The organism is Bradyrhizobium sp. SRL28 (assembly GCF_018596315.1).
In the GTDB taxonomy this organism is placed as follows: domain Bacteria; phylum Pseudomonadota; class Alphaproteobacteria; order Rhizobiales; family Xanthobacteraceae; genus Bradyrhizobium.
This window is the reverse complement of the sequence record NZ_JAHEAG010000004.1, coordinates 100,412-125,806: the sequence shown is the minus strand read 5'-3', so window position 1 is coordinate 125,806 and position 25,395 is coordinate 100,412. Positions and strand designations below refer to the sequence as shown.

General features: G+C 62.5%; 28 protein-coding genes and 1 tRNA gene. 14 read left to right on the top strand and 15 right to left on the bottom strand.

The window, feature by feature from the left end; genetic code table 11:
* Positions 1-184: 184 nt before the first annotated feature.
* On the bottom strand, positions 185-544 hold the full coding sequence (gene rplT, locus KIP88_RS12080; protein ID WP_108512729.1) for a 50S ribosomal protein L20: 360 nt from the start codon (positions 542-544) through the stop codon (positions 185-187).
* Positions 545-620: 76 nt separating this feature from the next.
* Positions 621-821, bottom strand: a complete 201-nt coding sequence (gene rpmI / locus KIP88_RS12075) for a 50S ribosomal protein L35 (protein ID WP_008539890.1) — start codon at positions 819-821, stop codon at positions 621-623.
* Positions 822-1,084: 263 nt separating this feature from the next.
* Here rpmI and KIP88_RS12070 point away from each other — a divergent pair, with 263 nt between their 5' ends.
* Positions 1,085-1,507 (top strand): hypothetical protein, encoded by a 423-nt coding sequence (locus tag KIP88_RS12070; protein ID WP_214488138.1) that lies wholly within the window; start codon positions 1,085-1,087, stop codon positions 1,505-1,507.
* 166 nt (positions 1,508-1,673) lie between these two features.
* Here KIP88_RS12070 and infC read toward each other — a convergent pair whose 3' ends face one another.
* Positions 1,674-2,213 (bottom strand): translation initiation factor IF-3, encoded by a 540-nt coding sequence (gene infC, locus KIP88_RS12065; RefSeq protein ID WP_057849055.1) that lies wholly within the window; start codon positions 2,211-2,213, stop codon positions 1,674-1,676.
* 222 nt (positions 2,214-2,435) lie between these two features.
* On the opposite strand from infC, the gene KIP88_RS12060 reads away from it, so the two are divergent.
* Both KIP88_RS12060 and KIP88_RS12055 read left to right on the top strand, forming a co-directional pair.
* Positions 2,436-3,230, top strand: a complete 795-nt coding sequence (locus KIP88_RS12060) for a carboxylesterase (RefSeq protein ID WP_214488137.1) — start codon at positions 2,436-2,438, stop codon at positions 3,228-3,230.
* Positions 3,231-3,369: 139 nt separating this feature from the next.
* Positions 3,370-3,840 (top strand): nuclear transport factor 2 family protein, encoded by a 471-nt coding sequence (locus tag KIP88_RS12055; protein WP_214488136.1) that lies wholly within the window; start codon positions 3,370-3,372, stop codon positions 3,838-3,840.
* Positions 3,841-3,960: 120 nt separating this feature from the next.
* Here KIP88_RS12055 and KIP88_RS12050 read toward each other — a convergent pair whose 3' ends face one another.
* From KIP88_RS12050 to KIP88_RS12040, 3 genes are all read right to left on the bottom strand, one after another.
* Positions 3,961-4,767 (bottom strand): acyl-CoA thioesterase domain-containing protein, encoded by an 807-nt coding sequence (locus tag KIP88_RS12050; protein ID WP_214488135.1) that lies wholly within the window; start codon positions 4,765-4,767, stop codon positions 3,961-3,963.
* Between the two features lie 160 nt (positions 4,768-4,927).
* Positions 4,928-6,115, bottom strand: a complete 1,188-nt coding sequence (gene queG, locus KIP88_RS12045) for a tRNA epoxyqueuosine(34) reductase QueG (protein WP_214488134.1) — start codon at positions 6,113-6,115, stop codon at positions 4,928-4,930.
* Complete coding sequence (locus KIP88_RS12040; RefSeq protein WP_214488133.1) at positions 6,064-6,756, bottom strand: glutathione S-transferase family protein; 693 nt, start codon at positions 6,754-6,756, stop codon at positions 6,064-6,066. The genes queG and KIP88_RS12040 overlap by 52 nt, the downstream gene beginning before the upstream one ends.
* Before the next feature lie 182 nt (positions 6,757-6,938).
* Between KIP88_RS12040 and KIP88_RS12035 the strand changes: the two genes are divergently transcribed.
* Positions 6,939-7,745 carry an undecaprenyl-diphosphate phosphatase gene (locus tag KIP88_RS12035; RefSeq protein WP_214488132.1) on the top strand — a complete coding sequence of 269 codons (807 nt, stop codon included), beginning with the start codon at positions 6,939-6,941 and terminating at the stop codon, positions 7,743-7,745.
* A gap of 29 nt (positions 7,746-7,774) precedes the next feature.
* Here the strand turns inward: KIP88_RS12035 and KIP88_RS12030 are convergent, their stop codons facing one another.
* On the bottom strand, positions 7,775-8,743 hold the full coding sequence (locus KIP88_RS12030) for a complex I NDUFA9 subunit family protein (RefSeq protein WP_214488131.1): 969 nt from the start codon (positions 8,741-8,743) through the stop codon (positions 7,775-7,777).
* 146 nt (positions 8,744-8,889) lie between these two features.
* Between KIP88_RS12030 and KIP88_RS12025 the strand changes: the two genes are divergently transcribed.
* Positions 8,890-8,976: transfer RNA gene (locus KIP88_RS12025), tRNA-Leu, on the top strand.
* A 120-nt stretch (positions 8,977-9,096) separates the two neighbouring features.
* Here KIP88_RS12025 and KIP88_RS12020 read toward each other — a convergent pair.
* Complete coding sequence (locus tag KIP88_RS12020) at positions 9,097-10,257, bottom strand: acyltransferase (protein ID WP_214488130.1); 1,161 nt, start codon at positions 10,255-10,257, stop codon at positions 9,097-9,099.
* Between the two features lie 464 nt (positions 10,258-10,721).
* On the opposite strand from KIP88_RS12020, the gene KIP88_RS12015 reads away from it, so the two are divergent.
* From KIP88_RS12015 to KIP88_RS11975, 9 genes are all read left to right on the top strand, one after another.
* On the top strand, positions 10,722-10,880 hold the full coding sequence (locus KIP88_RS12015) for a hypothetical protein (protein ID WP_214488129.1): 159 nt from the start codon (positions 10,722-10,724) through the stop codon (positions 10,878-10,880).
* A 199-nt stretch (positions 10,881-11,079) separates the two neighbouring features.
* A complete protein-coding gene (locus KIP88_RS12010) occupies positions 11,080-11,694 on the top strand; it encodes a ribonuclease D (protein ID WP_214488128.1) in 615 nt (204 codons plus the stop codon).
* Between the two features lie 140 nt (positions 11,695-11,834).
* Complete coding sequence (gene lptC / locus KIP88_RS12005; protein ID WP_308163521.1) at positions 11,835-12,566, top strand: LPS export ABC transporter periplasmic protein LptC; 732 nt, start codon at positions 11,835-11,837, stop codon at positions 12,564-12,566.
* A gap of 5 nt (positions 12,567-12,571) precedes the next feature.
* Complete coding sequence (locus tag KIP88_RS12000; protein ID WP_374226457.1) at positions 12,572-13,258, top strand: LptA/OstA family protein; 687 nt, start codon at positions 12,572-12,574, stop codon at positions 13,256-13,258.
* A gap of 194 nt (positions 13,259-13,452) precedes the next feature.
* A complete protein-coding gene (lptB, locus tag KIP88_RS11995; RefSeq protein WP_214488125.1) occupies positions 13,453-14,463 on the top strand; it encodes an LPS export ABC transporter ATP-binding protein in 1,011 nt (336 codons plus the stop codon).
* Between the two features lie 206 nt (positions 14,464-14,669).
* Entirely contained in the window at positions 14,670-16,325 is a 1,656-nt protein-coding gene (gene rpoN / locus KIP88_RS11990; RefSeq protein ID WP_214488124.1) for an RNA polymerase factor sigma-54, read from the top strand.
* 120 nt (positions 16,326-16,445) lie between these two features.
* Positions 16,446-17,033: a ribosome hibernation-promoting factor, HPF/YfiA family gene (gene hpf / locus KIP88_RS11985; protein WP_214488123.1), complete on the top strand. Its 588-nt coding sequence runs from the start codon at positions 16,446-16,448 to the stop codon at positions 17,031-17,033.
* Between the two features lie 230 nt (positions 17,034-17,263).
* Entirely contained in the window at positions 17,264-17,725 is a 462-nt protein-coding gene (ptsN, locus tag KIP88_RS11980) for a PTS IIA-like nitrogen regulatory protein PtsN (protein WP_214488122.1), read from the top strand.
* A 118-nt stretch (positions 17,726-17,843) separates the two neighbouring features.
* Positions 17,844-19,532, top strand: coding sequence for a methyl-accepting chemotaxis protein (locus KIP88_RS11975; RefSeq protein WP_214488121.1), 1,689 nt, complete (start codon positions 17,844-17,846; stop codon positions 19,530-19,532).
* Between the two features lie 8 nt (positions 19,533-19,540).
* On the opposite strand, the gene KIP88_RS11970 is transcribed toward KIP88_RS11975, so the two are convergent.
* The 7 genes from KIP88_RS11970 to ugpB all read right to left on the bottom strand — a co-directional run bounded on the left by KIP88_RS11970 (position 19,541) and on the right by ugpB (position 25,388).
* Positions 19,541-20,023: a GNAT family N-acetyltransferase gene (locus KIP88_RS11970; protein WP_249790729.1), complete on the bottom strand. Its 483-nt coding sequence runs from the start codon at positions 20,021-20,023 to the stop codon at positions 19,541-19,543.
* 232 nt (positions 20,024-20,255) lie between these two features.
* Positions 20,256-20,522, bottom strand: coding sequence for a DUF1150 domain-containing protein (locus KIP88_RS11965; RefSeq protein ID WP_213286757.1), 267 nt, complete (start codon positions 20,520-20,522; stop codon positions 20,256-20,258).
* 49 nt (positions 20,523-20,571) lie between these two features.
* Positions 20,572-20,997, bottom strand: a complete 426-nt coding sequence (locus KIP88_RS11960; protein WP_214488119.1) for an Hsp20 family protein — start codon at positions 20,995-20,997, stop codon at positions 20,572-20,574.
* A gap of 184 nt (positions 20,998-21,181) precedes the next feature.
* Complete coding sequence (locus KIP88_RS11955; protein ID WP_214488118.1) at positions 21,182-22,273, bottom strand: sn-glycerol-3-phosphate import ATP-binding protein UgpC; 1,092 nt, start codon at positions 22,271-22,273, stop codon at positions 21,182-21,184.
* Between the two features lie 7 nt (positions 22,274-22,280).
* Entirely contained in the window at positions 22,281-23,129 is an 849-nt protein-coding gene (gene ugpE / locus KIP88_RS11950) for a sn-glycerol-3-phosphate ABC transporter permease UgpE (RefSeq protein WP_214488117.1), read from the bottom strand.
* Complete coding sequence (gene ugpA, locus KIP88_RS11945) at positions 23,129-24,010, bottom strand: sn-glycerol-3-phosphate ABC transporter permease UgpA (RefSeq protein ID WP_214488116.1); 882 nt, start codon at positions 24,008-24,010, stop codon at positions 23,129-23,131. The genes ugpE and ugpA overlap by 1 nt, the downstream gene beginning before the upstream one ends.
* 64 nt (positions 24,011-24,074) lie before the next feature.
* Positions 24,075-25,388 (bottom strand): sn-glycerol-3-phosphate ABC transporter substrate-binding protein UgpB, encoded by a 1,314-nt coding sequence (gene ugpB / locus KIP88_RS11940; protein WP_214488115.1) that lies wholly within the window; start codon positions 25,386-25,388, stop codon positions 24,075-24,077.
* Positions 25,389-25,395: the final 7 nt, after the last annotated feature.

Here is a 25,395-nt window from a genome sequence, read left to right as displayed (position 1 = left end):
ATGCTAAAGCCGATGCTCCTAGCCCGTCATGCCCGGGCAATAGCGCGAAGCGCGTCTTCGCGCCAGACGTCCCGGGCATCCACGTCATACAGCGTTTGCGAGAAGGGAGGGCATGGATGGCCGGGACAAGCCCGGCCATGACGACCTCCGAAAGCATCGCAGAAGAGCGAAGAGCGGCGACAGCTTACGCCGCGAGCGCGGCCTTGGCCTTCTCGGCGATCGCCTGGAACGCCGCCGGCTCGGTGATGGCGAGATCCGACAGCACCTTGCGGTCCACCGTGATGCCCGACTTCGACAGGCCGTTGATAAAGACGCTGTAGGTCATGCCGAACGGACGCACCGCGGCATTGATGCGCTGGATCCAGAGCGCGCGGAAGGTGCGCTTCTTGCGCTTGCGGTCACGGAAGGCATATTGGCCGGCCTTCTCGACCGCAGCTTTCGCCGCGCGGATGGTGTTCTTGCGGCGGCCGCGGAAACCCTTGGCGGCCTTGTAGACTTTCTTGTGCCTGGCGTGAGAGGTCACACCGCGTTTGACGCGAGACATGACTGCTATCCTTGATTTTTAATCGGTGATGGATCGCCGCGCGGACGCGGCCGGCTTGAGCGGAATGCGAGCGCGATCAGGCGTTCGGCAAGAAGTACTTCTTGACGTTGTCGCCGTCGGTCTTGAACAGCACGCGGGTGCCGCGGAGCTGACGAATCTGCTTCTTGGTCCGCTTGATCATGCCGTGGCGCTTGCCGCGCTGGGCGTGCATCACTTTGCCGGTGGCAGTCACCTTGAAGCGCTTTTTAGCGCCTGACTTGGTCTTCAGCTTGGGCATTTGGCTCTCCTATCGGCCACAGAAAAATGCGCCCGAGGGGCGCTTTTGCGGCTTAAAATGCTCGTTAGAGCGTTGAAAGTGCTCAGGTTTTCTCAGAATTCGAGATAACCCGCACGGACATCGACACGGCAGCCCTTGATCAGCCGGGCGATGAAGGTCGGGCTTATGGCAGATGAAGCGCCAATTGGCAACGATGAACCGCGGAAGGCGGTGCTGCTACTACCCGGTGATGTCATTAACATCCCGGTCCGGAGCAGGAAGAAATGACCCATTTTCACCGATCGATTGCTGCGTTTCCCCGCCTGCGCAGCCTGCGCTGGCTTCCCGTGTTCGCCGCGCTGGCCGTCATGGCCGCGCCGGGAACCGCCGAGGCCGCGCCGAGGGGCGGCAAGTCGCTGCGAGCCTATGACGGCACCTGGAACGTGGTCTTTGCCACCACGCGGGGCAATTGCAGTTCCGGGTACAGCGTTCCCTTCACGGTCGTCGGCAGCCGCGTTTTATCGGCCGGCGGTGGCAGGGTTTCAGGCTCGGTCAATCGCGCGGGCGCGGTTGCGGTCAATGTTTCCGTTGGTGCATCCAGGGCCAGTGGCGGTGGCCGGCTGGCCGGCACCTATGGCGCGGGCGCGTGGCATGGTATCATCACCGGCGACCGTTGCAGCGGCACCTGGCAGGCCACGCGGGGCTAAGCGCGTAGCCGTAGAGCCGTAGCCCGGATGTAGCGAAGCGAAATCCGGGGCGGTGTATACGCGGATCGACCTGTCCCGGATTGCGCTTCGCTCCATCCGGGCTACGGGAAACGAAAACGGCCCGTCAGATCATCCGACGGGCCGCTCTCAATTCCAGTAACTCAAATCAGCGCGGCGCCAGCACCATCACGACCTGACGGCCTTCGAAACGCGCGTCCTGCTCGACCTTGGCGAACTCGGCGACGTCGGCCTTGACCTTGTCGAGAAGCTTGGTGCCGATCTCCTGGTGCGCCATTTCGCGGCCACGGTAGCGCAAGGTGATCTTGACCTTGTCGCCTTCCTCGAAGAACCGCTGCATCGCGCGCATCTTCACGTCGTAATCGTGATCGTCGATCATCGGCCGCAGCTTGATCTCCTTGATCTCGACGATCTTCTGCTTCTTGCGCGCCTCGGCGGCTTTCTTCTGTGCCGAATACTTGAACTTCCCGTAGTCCATAATCTTGCAAACGGGAGGATTGTTGTTCGGCGAAATCTCGACGAGATCCATGCCCGCTTCGAGGGCCATCTTGATGGCGACCACGGTCTCGACTGTTCCGTGGTTGAGGCCGGTCTGATCGATCAGCTGGATCTGCGCGTTGCGGATATCATCATTGGTGCGCGGCCCGTCTTTGGTTGCAGCGGGCGGGGCTCTGTTGGGACGGCGAATGGGTAACTCTCCAAAGTTGTGAAAGGAAGGCCGTAGTTTGAAGCAATACGCTGATAACAGCAAGCGAACTCACGGTCTGCGCCCGAAAACCGTCAAATGCGAGGCATTTCGGTCACTTCAGGCAAATATAGCTCGGGGGCCGGATGCGCAAGCAAAGTCCGGTCGCGCTTGACCCTTGAAGCGGGCTCGCGGACAAAAGCGGTGGGCAAGAGTGACAGATCCATGACCAATTCAGCACCAATCGACCAGGAACCGACCTTTATCGAGGTTGGGGAGGGCACTGACGGCCGCCGGATCGCCGTGCGGGCCCGTGCCGGCAGCGGGCCCGGGCTGTTCTGGCTCGGCGGTTTCAATTCCGACATGCGGGGCACCAAGGCGCTGGCGCTGGACGCCTGGGCCGCGGAACATGGCCGCGCCTGCGTCAGGTTCGATTATTCCGGCCATGGCGAATCGGGTGGCGCTTTCATCGACGGTACCATCGGGCGCTGGCTGGAAGAGGCCGTCGCCGTGTTCGAGCAGTTCTGCCGGGGGCCGCAGGTCGTGATCGGCTCGTCGATGGGCGGCTGGATGGCGCTGCTGCTGGCGCGCGCCATTCCCAACCGTGATGCGAAGGCGGCTGATCTCGCCGGGCTGGTGCTGATCGCGCCGGCGCCTGATTTCACCGAGCAATTGATGTGGAACGCGTTCTCCGACGAGGTCCGCGAGGAGATCAGGACCAAAGGTGTGTGGATGCGGCCGTCGGAGTATGGCGACGGCGCGCCCTATCCGATCACCCGCGCGCTGATCGAGGAGGGGCGCAACCATCTCCTGCTCGGCAGCGCCATCGAAGTCGGATGCCCGGTTCGCATCCTGCAGGGCGCGCAGGACCCCGACGTGCCCTGGCAGCACGCGTTTGCGCTGGCGCACCGGCTGCCGGCCGAGGACGTGGTGCTGACCATGATCCAGGATGGCGACCACCGCCTGTCGCGTCCACAGGACATCGCGCGGATCATGGCGGCGGTGGCGGAGATGGGGTGAGGTCTCGCTGCAACGACGGTGTCATCGTCCGCGAAGGCGGACGATCCAGTACGCCGCGGCCTATCGAATAAAATCACGCTCTCTGGAATACTGGATGCCCCGCCTTCGCGGGGCATGACGACCTCGGGGAGGCAAAACGATGAACCCATCCACCATGCTCCGCGCGTTCTGCGATGCCGTCGAGCAACGCGACGGCAAGGCTTTCTCGGAATTGTTCACGGAAGACGGCGTCTATTATGACGTGTTCTACGGCGCGTTCGAAGGCCGTGCGAAAATCTCAGGCATGATCGACGACTGGTTCTATCGCACCGCCACCGATTTTCGCTGGGACATGCACGATCCCGTCAGCGACGGAGAGAAGCTCTATGCGCGCTACACCTTCAGCTACCGCTCGACGCTGCCGGAAGCGCAAGGTGCGCGCGCGATGTTCGAGGGCGTCGCGATCATGCGGCTGCGCGACGGCAAGATCTTGGAATATCACGAGGTCGCCAACACCGCGCCAGCGTTCGTCGACATCAAGTTTGCGCCGGAGCGGATCGCCAAGATCGTTGCGAAACAGGGCGCGGCGCTGAAGGCACGGCCGGAGATGAAGCGGCATTTGGCGGAGTGACGGCCTCTCCGCCGTCATTGCGAGCGGAGCGAAGCAATCCATAGCGCCACAAGCGGAGAAATGGATTGCTTCGTCGCTTCGCTCCTCGCAATGACGGCCAACGACGAGCGCCGCCTACCCTTACGGCGGCGGCACGTTTGTCATCGGCTTGCGCTGTGCGAGCGCCGCTACCGTGGACGTCCCGATCGGGCCCTGTTCGTCATAAAGCCAGCATTCGCCGATCGCGATGCCGTCGGTGGCGTGGTGGTTGACCACGTCGAAGCCGACCCATGGCGTGACGGGGAGCCGGTGCAGATAGAGCGTGACGTCGCTGTTGATGTAGCCGAGCCCCTGATCGCCGGCATTGGCGAAGGGGCTGGCGAAATCTGCTCCCGTAGCGACATGCACGAACGGCGACATCGGCACGCCCTCGACGAGTTCGCGGACCTCGCTCATCCACAATCGCCGCGGCCCGAGCGAACCCATGTGGCCCACGATCGGCCGCGTGGTCCATTTGCCGTTCATGCCGAGCCTGGGATCGGTGGGCTTTGGAATGTCCGCCGGCTTCGGCGCATCCCAGTTCGGCGGCGACCAGACATTGCCGGGCGCGTTTTCCGTCTTGCGCAATAACTGGCAGGAGGCGCGCGCCATGCTGGTGCCGCCACTGAAAAACTCGGCCTCCACCACCTTGATGCGCAGGCCGTCGCGGACGCGTTTGGTCTTGACCTCGATCGGCGTCGTGGTGTTGGGCAGGCGGAACATGTCGACGGTGAGCCGCGCCGGCACGAAATCTTCGGAGCCGTGGCGCTGCTCGATCACATGGGCGAGCAGGCCGACAACGACGCGGCCGTGCAGGGAATTGGGGTCCCACGGTCCGTTGGAGACGGGCGTGGGCATGAAGGTATCGCTGTCGCGATTATGCGTGAAGAAGGGTTGATTTTTTGTCATGGCGGATGACCATGGCGGATTTCGTCTCGTCTGTCATCGTCCGCCTTGTGCGCAATTGCGCACCGGGGCGGACGATCCAGTACGCCGAGACATATCAGTTCATCCGAGATGCCCGAGAGTACTGGATGCCCCGCCTTCGCGGGGCATGACAGCCCGGAGGTTAAGAGGCTTGCCGCCACTCGTTGCGCACGTCGTCATCAGCCTCGCTGCCCATCGCCTTCACAGCCAGTGCCTTGAACCTCTCCCGCTCGATCAACTGCGACAACGCCCATACCGCCGCGCCGCGGACCAGCGGGCTTGCATCATCCAGCAAACGCTCCGCCTCCGCCGCCAGCGACGCGTCATCGGCGTTGCCGATCGCGATCAGCACGTTGCGGACAAAACGGTCGCGGCCGATACGCTTGACCGGCGATTTGGTGAACAGCGCGCGAAACGCCGCGTCGTCGAGCCGCGCCAGTTCCGCCAGCGACGGCGCCCGCAACGCCGCGCGCGCGGCCAGTTTGGCTTCGCGGCCCTCCTGCGCAAACTTGTTCCACGGGCACACGGCGAGGCAATCGTCGCAGCCATAGATGCGGTTGCCGATGCTCTTGCGGAATTCGTGCGGGATCGGGCCCTTGTTCTCGATGGTGAGATACGAAATGCAGCGCCGCGCATCGAGCTTGTAGGGCGCGGGGAATGCCGCGGTCGGGCAGATTTCCTGGCAGGCGTTGCAGGAGCCGCAATGATCGCGCTCGGCCTCATCGCGCGGCAGGTCGGAGGCGGAAAAGATCGCGCCGAGAAACAGCCAGGAGCCGAATTCGCGCGAGACGAGGTTGGTGTGCTTGCCCTGCCAGCCGAGTCCCGCCGCCTGGGCCAGCGGCTTTTCCATCACCGCTGCGGTATCGATGAAAACTTTCACCTCTTCGCCCGACGCGGCGACCAGCCATCGCGCCAGCATCTTCAGCCGCTTCTTGATGACGTCGTGATAGTCGTCGCCCTGCGCATAGGCGGAGATCGCGCCGCGCGTTCGTTGTTCGAGAAGCGCGAGCGGATTCTCATCGGGGCCGTAATTGACGCCGAGCATGATGATCGAGCGCACGCCCGGCCACAGCACGCGCGGGTCCATCCGCCGTTCGGGCTGCGCCGCGAGCCAGTCCATGTCGCCATGCGCGCCGGCATCGAGGAATTCGCGAAAATATTTGCCGGCGTTGCCGATCGCGTCAGGACCGGTCACGCCGATGCAGTCGAAACCGAGCGTCTCCGCTTCGCGCATAAGCGCGGCCTTCAGATCGGCGGCGGAGAGTTTAACGTTCTTGTTCAGAAGTCGAGGTCCACGTAGGTGCGCGACGCCGGCACGCCCGCCAGCCATTCGCTCAGCAGCGGGCGGAACGACGGGCGGGATTTGACCCGCGCGTACCACGCCTTTGCCGCCTCGTCCTCGTGCCATGGCACATCGCCCAGATAATCGATCGCCGAAAGATGCGCCGCGGCGGCGAGATCCGCGTAGCTCAGCCGGTCGCCGGCGAGGAAATTCCGCGTCTGCGCCAGCCAGCCGATATAGGCCAGATGATAGCGCACATTGGCTTTGGCCGCGCGGATCACGTCGGTTGCGGGCGCGCCGCCGCCATTCTCCTCGCTCATGAAACGCTTGTAGATGCGCTCGGTCACCAGCGGGTTCGACGCCTCCTCGAAGAATTTTTCGTTGAACCACGCCATCAGCCGGCGCACCTCGACACGCTCGGCCATCGAGGCCGGCAACAGCCGCCGCTCGCCGGCCTCCAGGCCGTGCGTCTCGTCGAGATATTCGGCGATGATCCCGGCGCCCGGAATCGGCGGGAAGCCGTCAGCGATCAAGACCGGCGTTGCGGCCGCGGGATTGAGCACGAGAAACCCCTCGCGTCGTTCCCAGGCCCGCTCTTCCACCAGGCGCAGGTCGAGACCGTGTTCGCCCAGCACCAGGCGAATGAAGCGCGAATGCGGACAGAACGGGTGATGATAGAGCGTGTACATGAAATCCCTAAGTAAAGTCGCGGCGCTGGAGGAACCCTCAAGCCGTCAAGCCGCGTCATGCGAATCGGACACTAGCCAAGCAAACGTGCGAGACAATGGTGTTTTGCCGTTTTTTTGCGATTGCGGCATGGGATCGAATAGGCGAGAAGGGCCCGGCTTTTCCAGTCAAAACGGACCACAGCATGATGTCTGATGCAGTGAAGGCGGTGATTCTCGGCATCATCGAGGGTATCACGGAATTTCTCCCCGTTTCCTCCACGGGCCATATGCTGCTGGCGCAACGCTTTTTCGGCCTTGGCGAGGGCGCCTTCTGGCAGAGCTTTGTGATCCTGATTCAGCTCGGCGCGATCCTTGCGATCGTCGCACTGTATTTCGCCAAGCTGTGGCGTGTCGCGCTCGGCATGTTCACCAACGCGGACGATCGCCGGTTCGTGATCGGCGTGCTGGTGGCGTTCCTGCCCGCGGTGGTCATCGGCCTGGTTGCCGGCAAGTACATCAAGGAGCTGTTGTTCAATCCGTGGGTGGTGAATTTCACGTTGATCGCCGGCGGCGCGATCCTGCTGTGGGTCGATCAGCTCGATCTCAAGCCACACCACGACGACGCCACGCGCTATCCGCTGATGATGTATCTGTGGATCGGCATCGCGCAATGCGTGGCGATGATCCCCGGCGTATCGCGTTCCGGCGCCAGCATCGTCGCAGCGATGCTGCTCGGCGGCGACAAGCGCTCGGCGGCGGAGTTCTCGTTCTTTCTCGCGATTCCGACCATGGTCGGCGCGTTCGCCTATGATTTCTACAAGAACCGCGCCGAGATGACGGTCGATCATATCGGCATCCTCGCGATCGGATTCGTGGTCTCCTTCATCACGGCCATCATCGTGGTGAAGACGTTCCTGACCTACGTCACCCGCCACGGATTCACGCTCTTTGCGTGGTGGCGCGTCGTCATCGGCACGATCGGCCTGATCGCGCTGGCGCTGGGGAAGTAGTTTTCAGAACCGTAGGGTGGGCAAAGCGACTACGCGCTCTTGCGCTGAAACTGCCCGGCGGCGCGGAAGCGCCAGAGATATTGCGGGGCGATCGCCTGCATCGATTCGGGCGTGATGCCGAGGCCTTCCAGCGTCAGGCCCGCGGCCTTGGCGGCGTCCGACACCACATTGTCCGATTGCAGCATCGCCACCTGGCCCGGCGTCAGCTTGAGCGGCCCCGGCGCGAATTGCAGGAAATGCGCCTGGAATTTCGCCAGGCCCCACGGCAGCGAGAGCAGCATGCGCTTGCGCTCGGTGATCCCTAGAATGACTTCCATGATCTCGCGCATGGTCAGCACTTCCGGTCCGCCGAGCTCGTAAGTCGCGCCCGCCATGGTCTTGCCGTCGACGGCATTGGCTATCGCGGCCGCGATGTCGCCGACATAGGCCGGCTGCATGCGGGTCTCTCCGCCGCCGATCAGCGGCAGGAACGGCGACATCCGCGCCAGCGCAGCAAAGCGGTTGGTGAATTGATCCTCGGGGCCGAACAGCAGCGACGGCCGCATGATCGTGGCCGAGGGCACGGCCGCCAGCACGGCCTTTTCGCCCGATGCCTTGGCGCGGCCGTAACCCGAGGGCGAGTTCTCGTCGGCGCCGATCGCGGAAATGTGCACCATGCGGGCGCCTGTGGCGCTGACGGCCTTCGCGATCGTCTCAGCCCCCGTGGCCTGAACCGCCTCGAAGGTCTGCGCGCCGCTCTCGGTCAGGATGCCGACGAGATTAATGGCGACCTGGGAATCGCGCATCGCCGCCTCGACCGAAGCCGGATAGCGCAGATTGGCCTGCACGGCGTGGATCTGGCCGACCCGGCCGAGCGGCTGCAGGTGGCCGGCCAGTTCCGGCCGCCGCACCGCCACCCTGATCCGGTATTCACGCTTGGCCAGCGCCCGAACCACGTTTCGCCCCAGAAATCCCGATCCGCCAAAAACCGTGACGAGCGTTTCCAGGTTCGATGCCATCGTCAATTCCTGCCGGTCGAATTCGAGAGATTTCAGTGAAATTCAGCGGATTCGCGATACGCCAACGTGAGCCCGCTGTACAGCGTATTTGGTTGGCATTGAAGCGATTTGACAAGCGCGTGACCGTTCCTTACTAACCCGCCCGGGCCCAGGTGGCGGAATTGGTAGACGCGCTGGCTTCAGGTGCCAGTGGCTTCACGGCCGTGAAGGTTCGAGTCCTTTCCTGGGCACCATTGCCCTTGCCCATGATTCGCTGAAATGCGGGTTATCGATTCGCCGACCGGCACGGAACACAGCGTGCCTGGCGTTATCGCATGCGCGCATCGCTCGTCGGGCCTAGTCGCCCAACCATGCTACCGTCTGTAAAGCGCTGATGTCCTAGTCGGCGGCGCCATGCCGGCAGCCGGCTCGACGGCCTGTATTCGCGTCCCGGCAACGAAAGAAAAGCGGCTACGCAGCTTGAGGATCGGAAGTTCGATCACGTGCCACGAGAACATGGCGAAGGCGGTTGTCGCGAACGCAGCGAGAGTAAAGACAACAGCTACGCTTGCATGGGAGGGCCAGACGGCAACGATGGTTTGCTGGAGCGGGTATCCGTAGAGATAGACGCCGTAAGAGTAGTCGCCTCTATGAAAAAACGGCAGTTTGGGCAGATCGCTAACGCCGAGATAGGCCGTGAGATATACCAATGCCGGCGTCACAAAAACGTTGAGGAGCGCGCCGGGCAGGGGCCCCACGCCAGCAACGAGCAGGCAGAACAAAAGACACGCCAGAGCCGCTCGACGGCTGTATTCGATGTCGAATCGATACAGATAAATGGCGATCCCCAGCAGGAATGAGATGAACAGGCGCGAGCCGCCGCTGCCTACAAAAACGTTGCGCGGATCCAGGCTGGAAGTGGACGTGAACGCCGGGTTGGCCAGATAGATCGCGATGGCAATCACGCCGAATGCCGCGCACAACATCAGCACCAGCCTCGGCCGATGAAGACATCTGCAAAGGATGAGTCCGGCCATCAGGACGTAGCAGCCGATCTCGAACGGAATGGTCCAAAGCGACGTGTTGACCGAGTGATCCGGATTGGCCTCGAAGACGCCCGGGAGCGTCAGGCTGACAAACCCTGCTACGTTTCCGAAGTAACGCCAAAATCCGTCGCTTCGAAAATACTCCGACAGCGGCAGCGTCGTAAAAATCGCGCCGAGCACGATCGCCGAGAGCACCACCTCGACCAGCAGGGCGGGAACGATGCGCAGTCCCCGATTGAGGATAAAGTTGTCCAACGACAGCCGCGTCGCGCTTGCGGTGATCAGAAAACCGCTTAGCGCGAAGAACATCGAAAGGATGGCGTATCCTGGAAACCAGAAGAAATGCAGGTCTGCGAGCGGGTGAGGCTCACCTGCCACGATGTGGAATGAATGCCAGCCGATAACGGAGAAGGCCAGGGCGATGCGCAGCGTGTCGAAGCCCGGACCGACGCCCTTTCTGCTTTCGAGTACGCTTCCAATACTGGGCATCAAAATCCGCTGTCCGTGTGCTGGCGGCTTGCCCAGGTTGTGAGGTCGATAACGGCAGCCGGAGATAGCAGGGAAGTATCAGCGAAAAGTAAACGCGGTCGCTTTGCGCACCGAACTCAGGGATTTCCCGACGGCCTCGGCCGGCCGCTCGCCGTGAACGCCGCCTCGACGCGCGCATGGCCCTTGCTTGCGGCAGGCATCCGCGGGTCGAGCCCGCGCGCGACGTGGAAATCGTCGATGGCCGTTCCGGCGAGAGCATGACCTGCAGTCGCTCACCGCGTATGTCGGACATCGAAAACACCCACGTTGAAATCATTGGGTAGCTTACTCGACGCTTGTCCTTGGCGGCGGTTCCGTCAAACTAGATTCAAGCATCAAATTAGATAAATACTAGAACAAAAACAATAAGTTAATGGTTGATTTGTGGTCTACTCGGGCGCATAATCTGACCGTGGAGCACGCCCATGACCGAGAACATCAAGCTACCGCGCAAGCTGTCCGAAGAGCAGAAGCCGCCGCCTCCGCGACGGCCGAGCCATGCGGACGTCATCGAGAATCTCGACCGCTGGGCCAATAGTCCGGAGCTTCAGCCGCCGAAATCGTCCGAAGAGAAGACGGCCTGACCATCTCGAAGCCGGCCGCAAGCGGCGGCATCACGGCAATGCTCGACGGCGCGCAAAGCAGCCGAACGCGGGCTAAGCGAGTAAAATCGCCACCAAGCCGCCAATTCTCGTCCTATAAGCCATGCCCACCCGCTCGCCTCCTTTACCTTTGGGCGCTAGTGTTTCCGTCGAATCGACCTGAGACACGAGGCTTCCCTTCATGACCATCCGCCTGCATCGCGGCGATCTGCCCGATTTGTCCCGCTACAAGGATTCGGTGGCAATCGACACCGAGACCATGGGGCTCAACCCGCATCGCGACCGGCTCTGCGTGGTGCAGATGTCGAACGGCGACGGCAGCGCCGATGTCATCCAGATTCCCAAGGGCCATACCGACGCGCCGAACTTGAAAGCGCTGCTGGCCAATCCTGCCGTCACAAAAATCTTTCACTTCGCGCGGTTCGATCTCGCCGCCCTCTACAACACGTTCGGCGTGATGCCGCAGCCGGTCTATTGCACCAAGATCGCCTCACGGTTGACCCGCACCTATACCGACCGGCATGGCCTGAAGGACCTCGTGCGCGAAGTCCTCAACATCGACCTGTCGAAGCAGCAGCAGTCGAGCGACTGGGGATCCGCGAGCCTCAGCGAGGCGCAGCTCGCTTATGCCGCCTCCGACGTGCTGCATCTGCATGCGTTGCGCGAGCGGCTCGACGCCATGCTCGCGCGCGAAGGCCGCAACGAGCTGGCGCAGGCCTGTTTCGACTTCCTGCCGACCCGGGCAAAGCTCGATCTCGGCGGCTGGGAGGCCGAGGACATCTTCGCGCATTCGTGACCGAGGCTATTTGAAGCGCCGGGGAGCCTGCTTCCGCCCCGTTTCGGTCACACTCATCGCGAGTGTCCAGGCTGCATAATCCCGCGATTGCGGGTAGAATGACGCTGTCTTGGCGTTCCTGGCGGCCCCTTGGAGCAACGGTGAATTCGGTACAGAACCCAGCCTATGCCACCGGAATGGAGGCCCGCTTTGCGGCGGCCGCCCGCCACAGCCGGATGGTGCGGGTGCTGCGGGTCGCTGTCCCGGCGGCCGTGCTGCTGGCCATGGCTGGTATCGTCGCGATCTCGGTCTTCAACCCGTTCCGCATCTCGGGGATGACGAAGCTGCCCGTCGACATAGGCAATCTCGTGGTGTCAGGCACCAAGATCACCATGGAAACGCCGCACCTCGCCGGCTTCTCGACCGACCAGCGTCCATACGAATTGTGGGCCAAGGCGGCGATCCAGGATCTGGCCGACCCCGATCACGTCGAGCTCCAGACGCTGCGGGCCAAGGTCTTGATGGAGGACAAGAGCACGGTGACGATGGATGCGCGCACGGGATTTTTCGACAGCAAGCAGCAGATGCTGGACCTGCGCAAGGACATCTTCCTGCAATCCTCCACCGGTTACGAGGCGAAGCTCTCGCAGGCCTATGTCGATATCAACAAGGGAACAGTGACGTCGGACGAGCATGTCGACGTCAAACTGCTGAACGGGACGCTCACCGCCGACCGGCTCAGGATCATCAACAGCGGCGAGATCGTTCGTTTCGAAGGCAATGTCGTGATGAACCTGATCATGGAAAGCCCTCCGGCGCCCGAGCCCGAGCCTGAACCAGCGCCACCGCCGAGGACGCGGTCCGTCACCGGCAAGTCCGCCAACACGAAATGAAATTTATGATGCAGTTCTTCTCGCGCAGTTTTGCGGCCGCAGCGCTTGCGTTCGCGCTGGTCGCGTCCGGTGACGCCCATGCCCAGGGCGCCATGTCGGGCGTGCCCAATGCGATGCAGGGCTTCTCGCAGAACCGCGACCAGCCGATTCAGATCGAGGCGGCGTCGCTCGAAATGCGCGACAAAAAGAAAGAGGCGACATTCTCCGGAAACGTGAAGGTGGTGCAGGGCGACACCACCATGACTTCGAAGTCGCTGGTGGTGTTCTATGACTCTGGTCCAGCGGCGCCGGCCTCGCCGCAACCCGCCGCGCCGAAGGGATCGAAATCCGGGTCGATGCAGTCTGCGACGCCCGGGCCCGGCGGCAGTTCGTCGATCCGCCGGCTGGAGGCCAGGGGCTCCGTCGTGGTCACGCAGAAGGACCAGGTCGTGACCGGGGAGACGGCGATCTTCGACCCGCGGGCCAACCTCATCACCATGGCGGGCGGGGTCGTCCTGACCCAGTGCAAGAACGTGCTCCGCGGCGACCGCCTCAAGGTCGACATGACCACCGGCGTGTCGCGGGTCGAATCCGACACCAACAAGGTGCAGGGCATGTTCATGCAGGGACAGGATTGCGGGTCGGGATCGGGCGGCTCCAAGCCGGCGCCGGCTCCGGTACAGATACCGTCGCTGATCCCCGGTAAAAAATAATACAGATCAATGCCTTAAAGATTATTTATAGCCCCTACGGTTGAAGGCGGTAGCGCGAGCCTGTATCTACTGGGCAGGGCGCACGGCGGGTGTTTCGCTGGGCAGGGGACATCCATTCATTCATGGTTCGCGGGTGAAGCGATTCGCCGGCGGGCGCGTCGCGGAATCACCGTGAAAGGCGTAAGCGCAGCGGGATGGTGGATTTATTCGGCATGTTCCGTCGACGCCCCGTGAAACGCGGCTCCCCCGGCTTTGCGCGTTCGCGCGACGACATCACCGCGCTCGGCGATTCCTTCGGTGACATGCTGGCAAGCCCGGTGCGCGATGGGCCGCCGATGGCGCGCGCCGCCTCACTGCCCGCGCTGGACTTGCCGCAGCCGCAGTCCGGCGCAGAGCCGCCGCGCGAAGACAGGCCACGTCCCCGTGCGCAGGCGCCCCGTCCCAAGGCTAGTGGCGGCGAAGCGCCGCGCCTGATCAAACGGCCCGGCTTCCTCGCCGTGCACAGCGTGGAAAAGAGCTTTGGCACCCGTCAGGTCGTGCGCGGCGTCAGCATCTATGTTCGCCGCGGCGAGGCGGTCGGTCTGTTGGGTCCGAACGGCGCCGGCAAGACCACGGTGTTCTACATGATCACCGGGCTGATCAAGGCGGATCGCGGCGCCATCGAACTCGACGGTCACGACGTGACCAAGCTGCCGATGTATCAGCGCGCGCGGCTCGGCATCGGCTATCTGCCGCAGGAAGCCTCGATCTTTCGCGGCCTCACCGTGGAACAGAATATTCGCGCCGTGCTCGAGGTCGTCGAGCCCAGCCGCAAGAAGCGCGAAGCCGAACTCAATTCGCTGCTCGATGAATTCAACATCACGCGGTTGCGCAAATCGCCGTCGATTGCGCTGTCCGGCGGCGAGCGCCGCCGCGTCGAAATCGCGCGCGCGCTGGCGACGCGGCCGAACTACATGCTGCTCGACGAACCCTTCGCCGGCATCGACCCGATCGCGGTCGGCGACATTCAGGACCTGGTCCGCCACCTCACCAATCGCGGCATCGGCGTGCTGATTACCGACCACAATGTGCGGGAAACGCTCGGCCTGACCGACCGCGCCTATATCGTCTACGCCGGGCAAATCCTGACCGAAGGCAGCCCGGAAGAAATCGTCAACGATCCGGATGTACGCCGCCTTTACCTTGGCGAGGAATTCCGGCTTTAGCGCACGCGGCGCCAAAGGGTTGTGCGGTTGGGCGATAAGGTATTGCGCTCATTTAGGAATTTATGGCGAACCCGGACCCAAACCGGTTCCCATTCTCGCGGAGCGCGCTATAGCCCAATTTTTGCATCCGTCAAGCCGTGTACAAGGGCCTGGGACTAATATAAGCAAGAATCGGACCAACTTTCAGTGGATCGGTTCTTGACCTCATGGCGCTGACGCAGAGATTAGAGTTCCGCCAGTCGCAGTCGCTGGTGATGACGCCGCAATTGATGCAGGCGATCAAGCTGCTGCAATTGTCGAATCTCGACCTCTCGGCTTTCGTCGAGGAGGAACTGGAGCGCAATCCGCTGCTGGATCGCGCCAGCGACGGTCCCGAAGCCCCGGTGGCTGGGGAACCGGCCGCCGAACGCGCCGAGTTTTCCGATTCGGGCGATTCCGGCAGCTATGGCGACGAGGGCGGCGATGCCTCCGATATGGGCACCAGCCCAGGAAGCGACGCCTTCGAACCCGGTCAGGAGGAGTGGCTGAACCGCGATCTCGGCACCCGTACCGAGATCGAGCAGACGCTGGACACCCCGCTCGACAACGTCTTTTCCGAAGAGCCGGCCGAAGCCGCAGCCCGCGTGGCGCAGGATGCGGCACCGACAGCCTATACCGAATGGGGCGGCGGCGCCTCCAACGACGACGACTACAATCTGGAAGCTTTCGTCGCCGCCGAGGTGACGCTCGGCAGCCATCTCGCCGAACAGCTCGCAGTGGCGTTCAGCGGACCGGCGCAGCGCATGATCGGGCAGTATCTGATCGATCTGGTCGACGATGCCGGCTATCTGCCGCCGGATCTTGGGCAGGCCGCCGAACGGCTGGGCGCCGCGCAAGCGGATGTCGATGCGGTGCTGACCGTGCTGCAGAAATTCGATCCGCCCGGCGTCTGTGCCCGGAATTTGAGCGAGTGCCTCGCGATCCAGCTCCGCGAACTCAACCGCTACGACCCCGCGATGCAAGCGCTGGTGGAAAATCTCGATCTCCTGGCCAAGCGCGACATCGCCTCGTTGCGCAAATTGTGCGGCGTCGACGACGAAGACATCACCGACATGATCGGTGAAATCCGCCGTCTCGATCCCAAGCCCGGCCTGAAGTTCGGCTCGGCGCGCACGCAAACCATGGTGCCCGACGTCTATGTGCGGCCCGGCCCGGACGGCGGCTGGCATGTGGAGCTCAACAGCGACACGTTGCCGCGCGTGCTGGTCAATCAGGTCTACTACACCGAGCTGTCGAAGACGATCCGCAAGGACGGCGACAAATCCTATTTCACCGATTGCCTGCAGAACGCGACCTGGCTGGTCCGCGCACTCGATCAGCGCGCCCGCACCATCCTGAAAGTCGCCACCGAAATCGTCCGCCAGCAGGACGGCTTCTTCACCCATGGTGTCGCGCATCTGCGGCCGCTGAATCTCAAGGCGGTGGCGGACGCGATCCAGATGCACGAATCGACGGTGTCGCGCGTCACCGCCAACAAATATATGGCGACCAATCGCGGCAGCTTCGAACTAAAATATTTCTTCACCGCATCGATTGCGTCGGCCGACGGCGGCGAGGCGCATTCGGCGGAGGCGGTTCGCCACCACATCAAGCAGCTGATCGATGCGGAAGCGCCAGCTGCGATCCTCTCCGACGATACCATCGTGGAACGATTGCGCGAATCCGGCATTGATATTGCCCGCCGCACGGTCGCAAAATACCGCGAAGCGATGCGTATTCCTTCCTCGGTGCAGCGCCGCCGCGACAAACAGAGCATGCTCGGTAACGCCCTTTCAGCCCCTGCCACCGCCTCCGACCGGTCCCGCGATACGGCCCCGGCCTGATTGCGTTCGCGCCAAATCGCGATAGTCTCGGTTCCCCGCCAGAGCATGAAGGAGAGTGGGCACGGTCTTCCGAAAGATCTCCAGCAAAACCAGAGTGATCGAGGCAAAGTGAGGCATCAAATGACCCTTCGAATCTCCGGGAAAAGCATCAGTGTCGGCGACGCCCTTCGTTCGCGTGTCAGCGAGCGCACCGATGAGGTCCTGAGAAAATATTTCGACGGCAACTATTCCGGTCACATTACCCTGAGCAAGGACGGCTTCGGCTTCCGCACCGACTGCGCGCTGCACCTGGATTCCGGAATCACGCTCGAGGCGGATTCCAACGCCACCGATGCCTATGCCAGCGCCGACCAGGCGCTCCTGATGATCGAGAAGCGGCTGCGCCGCTACAAGAGCCGGCTAAAGGACCGCTCGGCCCGCAAGACCTATGCCGCCAACGCGGCGCTGGCGGATATCGACGCGCCGAGCTACGTGATCGAGGCGCCGGCGGAGGGCGACGAGGAAGTCACCACCTATAGCCCCGTGATCATTGCCGAGGCGACCACGTCGCTAAAGCGGCTTTCGGTCAGCGAGGCCGTCATGGAACTGGACCTGACCGGGGCGGCCTGCATGGTGTTCCAGCACGGCTCCAGCGGCCGGGTGAACATCATTTACCGCCGGACGGACGGCAATGTCGGCTGGGTCGACCCCCCGGCGGTTACCCCCTGACATATATGCCCGGCAGCATTGACGCCCATAGCCACCCTCCCTATGGTCCGCCGCCTCAACGGACCGGGTGCAGGAACTGGCCCTTCGGGAGTTGGCACCGATCATGGGTTGGAGTAGAAGCCCCCAAATCGGGACGCGGGTCTAAGCCCGCCTCCTGTCTCACCTTCTTGACGCCCCGGTTCTAGAACCTACTTCGCAACCAGACGGTTCAATTCACCTCGGAACGCCCCATGACGATTACCGATCTGGTCGCACCCGAGGCGATTCTCCCCGCTTTGAAGGTCATCAGCAAGAAGCAGGCATTGCAGGAACTGGCGGCGCGCGCCTCCGCCCTGACCGGCCAGAACGAACGCTCGGTGTTCGAGGTGCTGTTGCAGCGCGAGAAGCTCGGCACCACCGCCGTCGGCTACGGCGTCGCCATCCCGCACGGCAAGCTGCCGAAACTGGAAAAGCTGTTCGGATTCTTTGCACGCCTCGAGCGCCCGATCGATTTCGAAGCGATGGACGGCCAGCCGGTCGACCTGATCTTCCTGCTGCTGGCGCCGGAGGGCGCGGGCGCCGATCATCTGAAAGCCCTGGCGCGGATCGCTCGCCTGCTGCGTGACGTGGACGTCGCCAAGAAGCTGCGCGCCTCGCGCGATGCCCAGGCGATCTATTCGGTGCTCGCCCTGCCGCCGGCGAGCGCGGCGTAGTTTCTTAAGGGGCCCAAGCGGTTTCTCCGGTTGGTAGCAGACCGGATAAACGCAATTTTAAGCTAAATAGCAGTTATTGCGTTCGCTGGGATTTTTTCATTACCCGGAGAACATTGCCATGACGCTGCGGCTAACGATTTCGCGCGCAATATTGATTTTTGGATTGGTCACCGCCTTGGGTCTAGGTGCCGTGATTGCCACCAGCGTTTACGGGCTGTCACAGCTCAAGGTCGGCGGTCCGCTCTACAACCAGATCAAACTCGGCAACGACCTGATCGCCGACATTCTGCCGCCGCCGGAATATGTCATCGAAGCCTATCTCGAGGCCACCCTCGTGCTGCACGATCCGGCGCAGCTTTCGGCGCATCGCGACAGGATTGTCCAGCTCAAGAAGGAATATGACGAGCGGCGCGATTTCTGGGTCAAATCCGATCTCGATCCGGTGATCAAGACCAAGCTGGTGGAGAAATCCGACAGCGAGGTGCGCCGCTTCTGGACCGCGATTCAGGACGGTCTGTTGCCCGCGCTCGCCAAAAGCGACAGCGCCGCGGCCGCGAAATCCTACGCCGAGATCACTGCGCGTTATACGGCGCACCGCGCCATCATCGACGACATCGTCAAGCAAACCAACGACCAGAACGCGGCGACGGAAGTCGCGGCGACGGGACGCGTCAGCACATTCACGCTGGTATTGTGGGGCGTTTCGGCCGCGGTGTTTCTCGTTATCGGCGCAGGCATTTTCGGCGTGGCATTCGGCGTCATTCGTCCCATCGCGGAAATGACAGCTGTCATGAAGGGCCTTGCCGGCGGCGACCTCAATGTCTCGGTCCCGGCGCTGAGCCGCGGCGATGAAGTGGGCGCCATGGCGCGCGCGGTCCAGGTCTTCAAGGACAACGCGCTGCGCGTTCAGTCGATGGAACAGGAGCAGGCCGGCCTGAAGCTGAAGGCGGAAGGCGACCGCAAGGCCGCGATGCAGCAGATGGCCGACGGCTTCGATTCCGCGATCGGAAAAATCATCCAGACCGTATCGACCGCCTCGTCCGAACTCGAATCATCGGCCGGACAACTGACCAAGACCGCCGAAGTGACCCAGGTGCTTTCGGCAACCGTCGCCTCCGCATCGGAGCAATCCTCGGCCAATGCGCAATCCGCCGCGGCGGCCGCCGAAGAGATGGCTTCATCGGTGTCGGAGATCAGCCGCCAGGTCCAGGATTCGCACAAGATCTCCCGCGAGGCGGTCAGCCAGGTCGAGCAGACCAATGCGCGGATCTCCGATCTTGCCCAATCCGCCAGCCGGATCGGCGAGGTGGTCAAAATGATCAGCGCGGTCGCCGAGCAGACCAACCTGCTGGCGCTGAACGCCACGATCGAAGCGGCGCGCGCCGGCGAGGCGGGACGGGGATTTGCCGTCGTCGCATCCGAGGTCAAGGCGCTTGCCGCGCAGACCGCGAAAGCGACCGAGGAAATCAGCGAGCAGATCGGCCAGATGCAATCGGCGACCAATCAGTCGGTATCTTCCATTCAGGAAATCGGCGGCACGATCGGCCGCATCGCGGAAATCTCGCAGGCGATCGCGGCAGCCGTGGAAGAGCAGGGCGCTGCGACGCAGGAGATCTCGCGTAACGTGCAGCAGGCCGCGCAGGGCGCCACCCAGGTCGCGGGCAGCATTACCGATGTCAACCGCGGCGCGACCGATACCGGCGCGGCATCGACGCATGTGCACGGGCTGGCCCGGTCGCTGCTGGGACAGAGCAATCATCTCAAGGGTGAGGTGGAGAAATTCCTCTCAACCGTGCGCGCGGCGTGAGATCAGCGCTAGCTCGCCGGCGTGTGCGACAGGTAGCGGACCGTCCGGCTTCCGTCATGGACGCTGGCGGTGCCGACCTCGACAAAGCCTAACGCCGCATGGAAGGCATCGGATGCGGCGTTCGGCGGCATCTTGTTGACTTCGCAGACGACGCGGTCATGGCCGGCGCGGGCGGCGTGTTCGAACAGGTCGGAATAGAGCCGTCGCGCGCAACCGCGCCCGCGCGCCGATGGCGCGACCACGATGCGGTCGATATACACAAAGCGCGGATAGCGTGCCCGGAACCAGATGAAATTCGGGCTGTCGTATCGCGCGGCCTGATCGAAGGCGAGCAGGAAGGCGTCCAGCCGGCCAATCCGTCTCGCCAGGAACGCTTCGCTGATCAGGTATTCGAGCCGTTCCGGCTCGAGCCATGACAACTCCTGCGCATGTGCGTTGTTGAGCGCGAGCAGGGCCTTTCCGAGCGCCTTATCCCGCAACATGTCGGCCATATCAACCGATCTTGGCTCTGAATCATTCATCGATCTTGGTGCCCGATTGGAGACTGTGTATCTCCGTATCCAAAGCAGGGCACGTCCTGAAGCGCAAAAAAATACGCGGGCCGATCCGAGGATCGTGCCCGCGTATGATGAACTCCTGTTGCGACCTCAATCGGCCGTCAAGTCAGCGACCGCGGCGCTCATTAAGCGGCAAGCGCCGCATCGGTCGCAACGACAAGCCGTGTCAGTGAACGCTGACGGCCTGAAGCTCGTTGCTCCATGCGTTGGCGATCGCGGCTTCCCGGCTGTCGGTCAGCATGATCGGGGTGCCGTCTGCGGCATGCAGCGCGAACAGTTTCAGTCCCGGCGCGATTTTCGGCGCCTGCGGAAACAGTCCCGGCACATCCTCGGAACGGACTTGTTTCACGTAGGCTATGTGGCCTTCACCAAGATGGGCCAGCGCTTCGACGGAAACCTTTTCGGCTTCGAAGGTAACACTCACGTCACTCATGGTCTCGACTCCTTCTGGGTCTAAGCGGTCGAGTCCGCTACTTGTTCCATTATTCGTGCTCATTGATAGCAATTGTCTTAACGACCCTTTCAGGCTCCGGCCTGGCGAGGTCGATCGACAACAGCCCGTTTTTCAGATCCGCGCCCAGCACCAGCATCCCCTCTGCCAGCACGAAGGTGCGCTGGAAGTGGCGCGCGGCGATGCCGCGATGGATGTACTGCCGGGCCTTGTCGTCCTGCTGGCGGCCCCGGATCACGAGCTGGTTTTCCTCAGTGCTCACATCGAGTTGGTCGCGGGTAAAACCCGCTACCGCGAGCGTGATGCGTAACCGTTCGGGCTGGCCGTTGGCACGGTCACACCGCTCGATGTTGTAGGGAGGATAACCGTCGGCGCCTTTGACGACGCGATCGAGCGCACGCTCGATTTCGTCGAACCCAAGCAGGAACGGACTGGATAACGAAGGAACACGAGACATTACAAAGTCCTCTCGAAGCGACTTTGAGGGGCCCTTGCGGCGCCCCATTCAACCGGCCGGCCGACTTGCCGTCCGGTCATGAGGGAATATGGGGGTGATTTGGGGAGGGTTCAAGCGCCTCTGAAAGCTGCGTAAATCGGCCGCGGCGGGTTTTTCACAGGCTTTTACGCCGATAAAGGACCGTTCAGGAACCGATTCGCTTGCGGCCATCGGCGGTAAAAAGATGCAGCTTGTCGCTGGCGGCGACCGCCCTGATTCGCTCGCCGATGGCCGGGCCTATGGCGCCGGGAATCCGCACAATGATTTCGCCTGGCGGTAGTTCGCCGGGGGTGGCGGCGACGCCCTGCACCTCCTGCTGACGGGTGCCGTAGATGAAGGTCTCGGCGCCGACGCGCTCGATCGCTTCCACGGTGAGGCCAAGTGCCACACCGCCGGAAACCGTTTCGTTCGTGATGACGAAATCCTCAGGCCGGATGCCAAGGATGCCGGCCTCGCTGATTCGGACATCGCCGGCCAGTTGCGATTTGAGTTCGTCGGAGCGCAACGGCATCAGATTCATCGGCGGCGCGCCGATGAAGGAGGCGACGAAGGTGGTCGAAGGCTTCTGGTAGATATCGAGCGGATTGCCGATCTGCTCGACCTGACCGCCATTCATGACCACCATAATATCGGCCAGCGTCATCGCCTCGAGCTGGTCGTGCGTGACGTAGATCGAGGTCGTCGAGAGGCGGCGTTGAAGCTTGCGGATTTCGACCCGCATGGCGATGCGCAGCTTGGCGTCGAGATTCGACAGCGGCTCGTCGAACAGAAACACCTTTGGCTGCCGCACGATCGCGCGTCCCATTGCCACGCGCTGGCGCTGGCCGCCGGACAATTGCCGCGGCTTGCGGTCGAGCATCGCGGCGAGTTCGAGAATGCGCGCGGCTTCTTCGACGCGGGTCTTGATCTCGGGTTCGGCCATGCCGCGGTTGCGCAGGCCGTAGGCCATGTTGTTGTAGACGGTCATGTGCGGGTAGAGCGCGTAGTTCTGGAACACCATCGCGATGTCGCGGTCGGCCGGCTCGATCTGGTTGACGACGCGCCCGCCGATATCGATCTCGCCGCCGGTGATGGTCTCCAGCCCCGCGACCATGCGCAGCAGCGTGGATTTGCCGCAGCCGGACGGGCCGACCAGCACGCAGAACTGCCCGTCGCCGACGTCGAAATCGATGCCCTTGATGGCTTCGAAGCCACCCGCGTAGGTTTTTCTGACGTTACGCAGCGTTACGTTGGCCATGGCTACCTTACTTCTCCGTCTCGACCAGGCCGCGCACGAACAGGCGCTGCATGAACACGACGACCGCAACCGGCGGCAGCATCGCCAGGATGGCGGTCGCCATCGCGAGCTGCCATTCGGCGAGTTCGTCGGTGGTGTACAGCATCTTCTTGATGCCGGTGACGATGGTCTGCATCGAATCCTGGGTGGTGATCAAAAGCGGCCACAAATATTGATTCCAGCCATAGATGAACTGGATCACGAACAAAGCGGCGATCGTCGTCACCGACAGCGGCAGCAGCGTATCCCAGAAGAATCGGAACGGACCCGCGCCGTCGATCCGCGACGCTTCCAATAGCTCTTCGGGGATGGTCATGAAGAATTGCCGGAACAGCAGCGTGCCGGTGGCGGAGGCAATCAGCGGCAGGATCAGCCCGGCATAGGTGTCGAGCATCTTCAGGTCAGCGACCACCTTGTAGGTCGGATAGATGCGCACCTCGACCGGCAGCATCAGCGTGACGAAGATGATCCAGAACGCGGTCTTGCGGAACGGAAAGCGGAAATACACTACCGCATAGGCTGATAGCATCGAGATGAAGATCTTGCCGACCGCAATGCCGATCGCCGAGATGAAGGAATTCATCAGCATGTGGCCGACCGGCTCGCGGCTGGTGCGCGAACCCCCGACGAACACCGCGCGGTAATAGTTTTCCAGCGTCTGGCTGCCCGGCGAGAGCGGCATGTTGCCGCCGACCACGGTGGCGGCGTCATGGGTGGAGGCAATCAGCGCCAGATAGACCGGAAACGCGACAATGAAGATGCCAAGCGTGAGAATCGCATAGGCGATGATGTCGCTGAGCGGGCGGTGCTCGACCATCAGTATTGCACCTTGCGCTCGACATATTTGAACTGGATCGCGGTGAGCCCGATCACGATCACCATCAGCACCACCGATTGTGCGGCCGAGCCGCCGAGGTCGCCGCCGAGGCGCCCGTCGGCAAACACCTTGTAGACCATGGTGGTGGTCGCGCCGGCCGGGCCGCCGCCGGTGACGGCGTCGATGATGCCGAACGTGTCGAAGAAGACGTAGACGACGTTGACGACCAAGAGGAAGAACGTGGTCGGCGACAGCAGCGGGAAGGTAATGGTCCAGAACCGGCGCAGCGGACCCGCACCATCGATCGCGCTGGCTTCCAGCACGCTCTTGGGGATCGACTGAAGGCCGGCCAGGAAGAACAGGAAATTGTAGGAGATCTGCTTCCACACCGCAGCCATCACCACAAGCGCCATGGCGTGGTTGCCGTTCAGCAGCGGATTCCAGTCGAAATTCATCCAGCGCAGCGGCTTCGCCAGCGTGCCGAGCGAGGGATGAAACATGAAGATCCAGAGCACGCCGGCAACCGCAGGCGCCACCGCATAGGGCCAGATCATCAGGGTCTTGTAGGTGCCGGCGGCTTTCAGGTTCTTGTCGGCCTGGGTGGCAAACAGTAGCGCAATGGAGAGCGACAGCGCCGCAACCAGCGAGGAGAACACCACCGTCACCAGCATCGATGCGTAATATTCAGGCTGGGCGAACAGCGATGTGTAATTTTCCAGGCCGACGAATTCCGACGTCAGCCCGAACGCATCCTCACGCAAAAAGGATTGCCAGACCGCCTGGCTCGCCGGCCAGTAGAAGAATACGAATGTGATGATGAGCTGCGGAATCAGCAGCAGGTATGGAAGCAGCTTGTTGTTGAAGACGACAGACTTTTCCATTCAAGCCGCTTGCGTGATGCGAGAAATGCTCCCTCTCCGGGCGGAGAGGGAGCCTTGGAGTGCCTTATTTTGCTGTCTTTTCGAACGTCCGCAACATCGCATTGCCGCGCGAGACCGCGGCATCCAACGCTTCCTTGGCGGTCTTCTTGCCGGCAAGGGCTGCTTCCAGTTCTTCGGCCCAGAGGTCGCGCATCTGCACCATGTTGCCGAAGCGCAGGCCGCGGGAGTTTTCAGTCGGCTCCTTGTTGGTCAGTTCCTTCAGCGGCGTCTGCAGCGTCGGGTTCTTCTCGTAGAAGCCGTCCTTGACGGTCTTTTCATAGGCGGCTTTGGTGATCGGCAGGTAGCCGGACTTCTGGTGCAGATCGGCCTGGCGGTCGGTCGCGGACAGGAAGGTGAAGAACTTGGCGACGCCTTTGTACTCTTCAGGCTTCTTGCCGCCCATCACCCACAGCGAAGCGCCGCCGATGATCGAGTTCTGCGGCGCGCCCTGGACGTCGGGATAATAGGGCATCGGCGCCGAGGTGAAGTCGAACTTGGCGGTGCTCTTGGCGGTCGCATAATAACCCGACGAGGTCAGGAAGATCGCGCATTCGCCCGAAGCAAAGCGGTTCTCGCTGGCGTTGGCGCGGCCGGCATAGTCGTAGGTCTTGTCCTTCTGAAGTTCGATCAGGTTCTCCAGATGCTTCACATGTACCGGAGAGTTGAATGTCAGTACGGTGTCGAAGCCGTCGAGGCCATTCGCCTTGGTGCCGATCGGCACGTTATGCCAGGCCGAGAACTGCTCGATATGCACCCAGCTCGCCCAGGCGTTGGAGAATCCGCAGGTCGTATGTCCCGCCGCCTTCAGCTTCTTGGCGGCGTCGAACACTTCCGGCCAGGTTTTCGGAATCTCGGCGATGCCGGCCTTCTTCAGTTCGTCCTTGTTGATCCACATCACCGTCGACGAGGAGTTGAAGGGGAATGACAGCATGTCGCCCTTCGAGGTGGAGTAGTAGCCGGTGATGGCCGGCAGGTAGGCCTTGGGGTCGAAAGGCTCGCCGGCGTCCTTCATCAGCTGGTAGACCGGCTTGATGGCGCCGGTGGCGCTCATCATCGTGGCGGTGCCGACTTCGAACACCTGAATGATGTGCGGCGCGGTGCCGGCGCGGAACGCGGCGATGCCGGCATTCATGGTGTCGGGATAGCTGCCCTTGAAGGTCGGGACGACCTTGTAGTCGGACTGGCTGGCGTTGAAATCCTCGGCGAGCTTGTTGACGATGTCGTTGTTGCCGCCGGTCATGGCGTGCCACCACTGGATCTCGGTCACAGCGTAAGCAGGCGTTGCGAGGGCCAGCGCAACGGTTACTGCCACCGCTGCGCCGAATTGTCGAAGTGCCATGGAATTC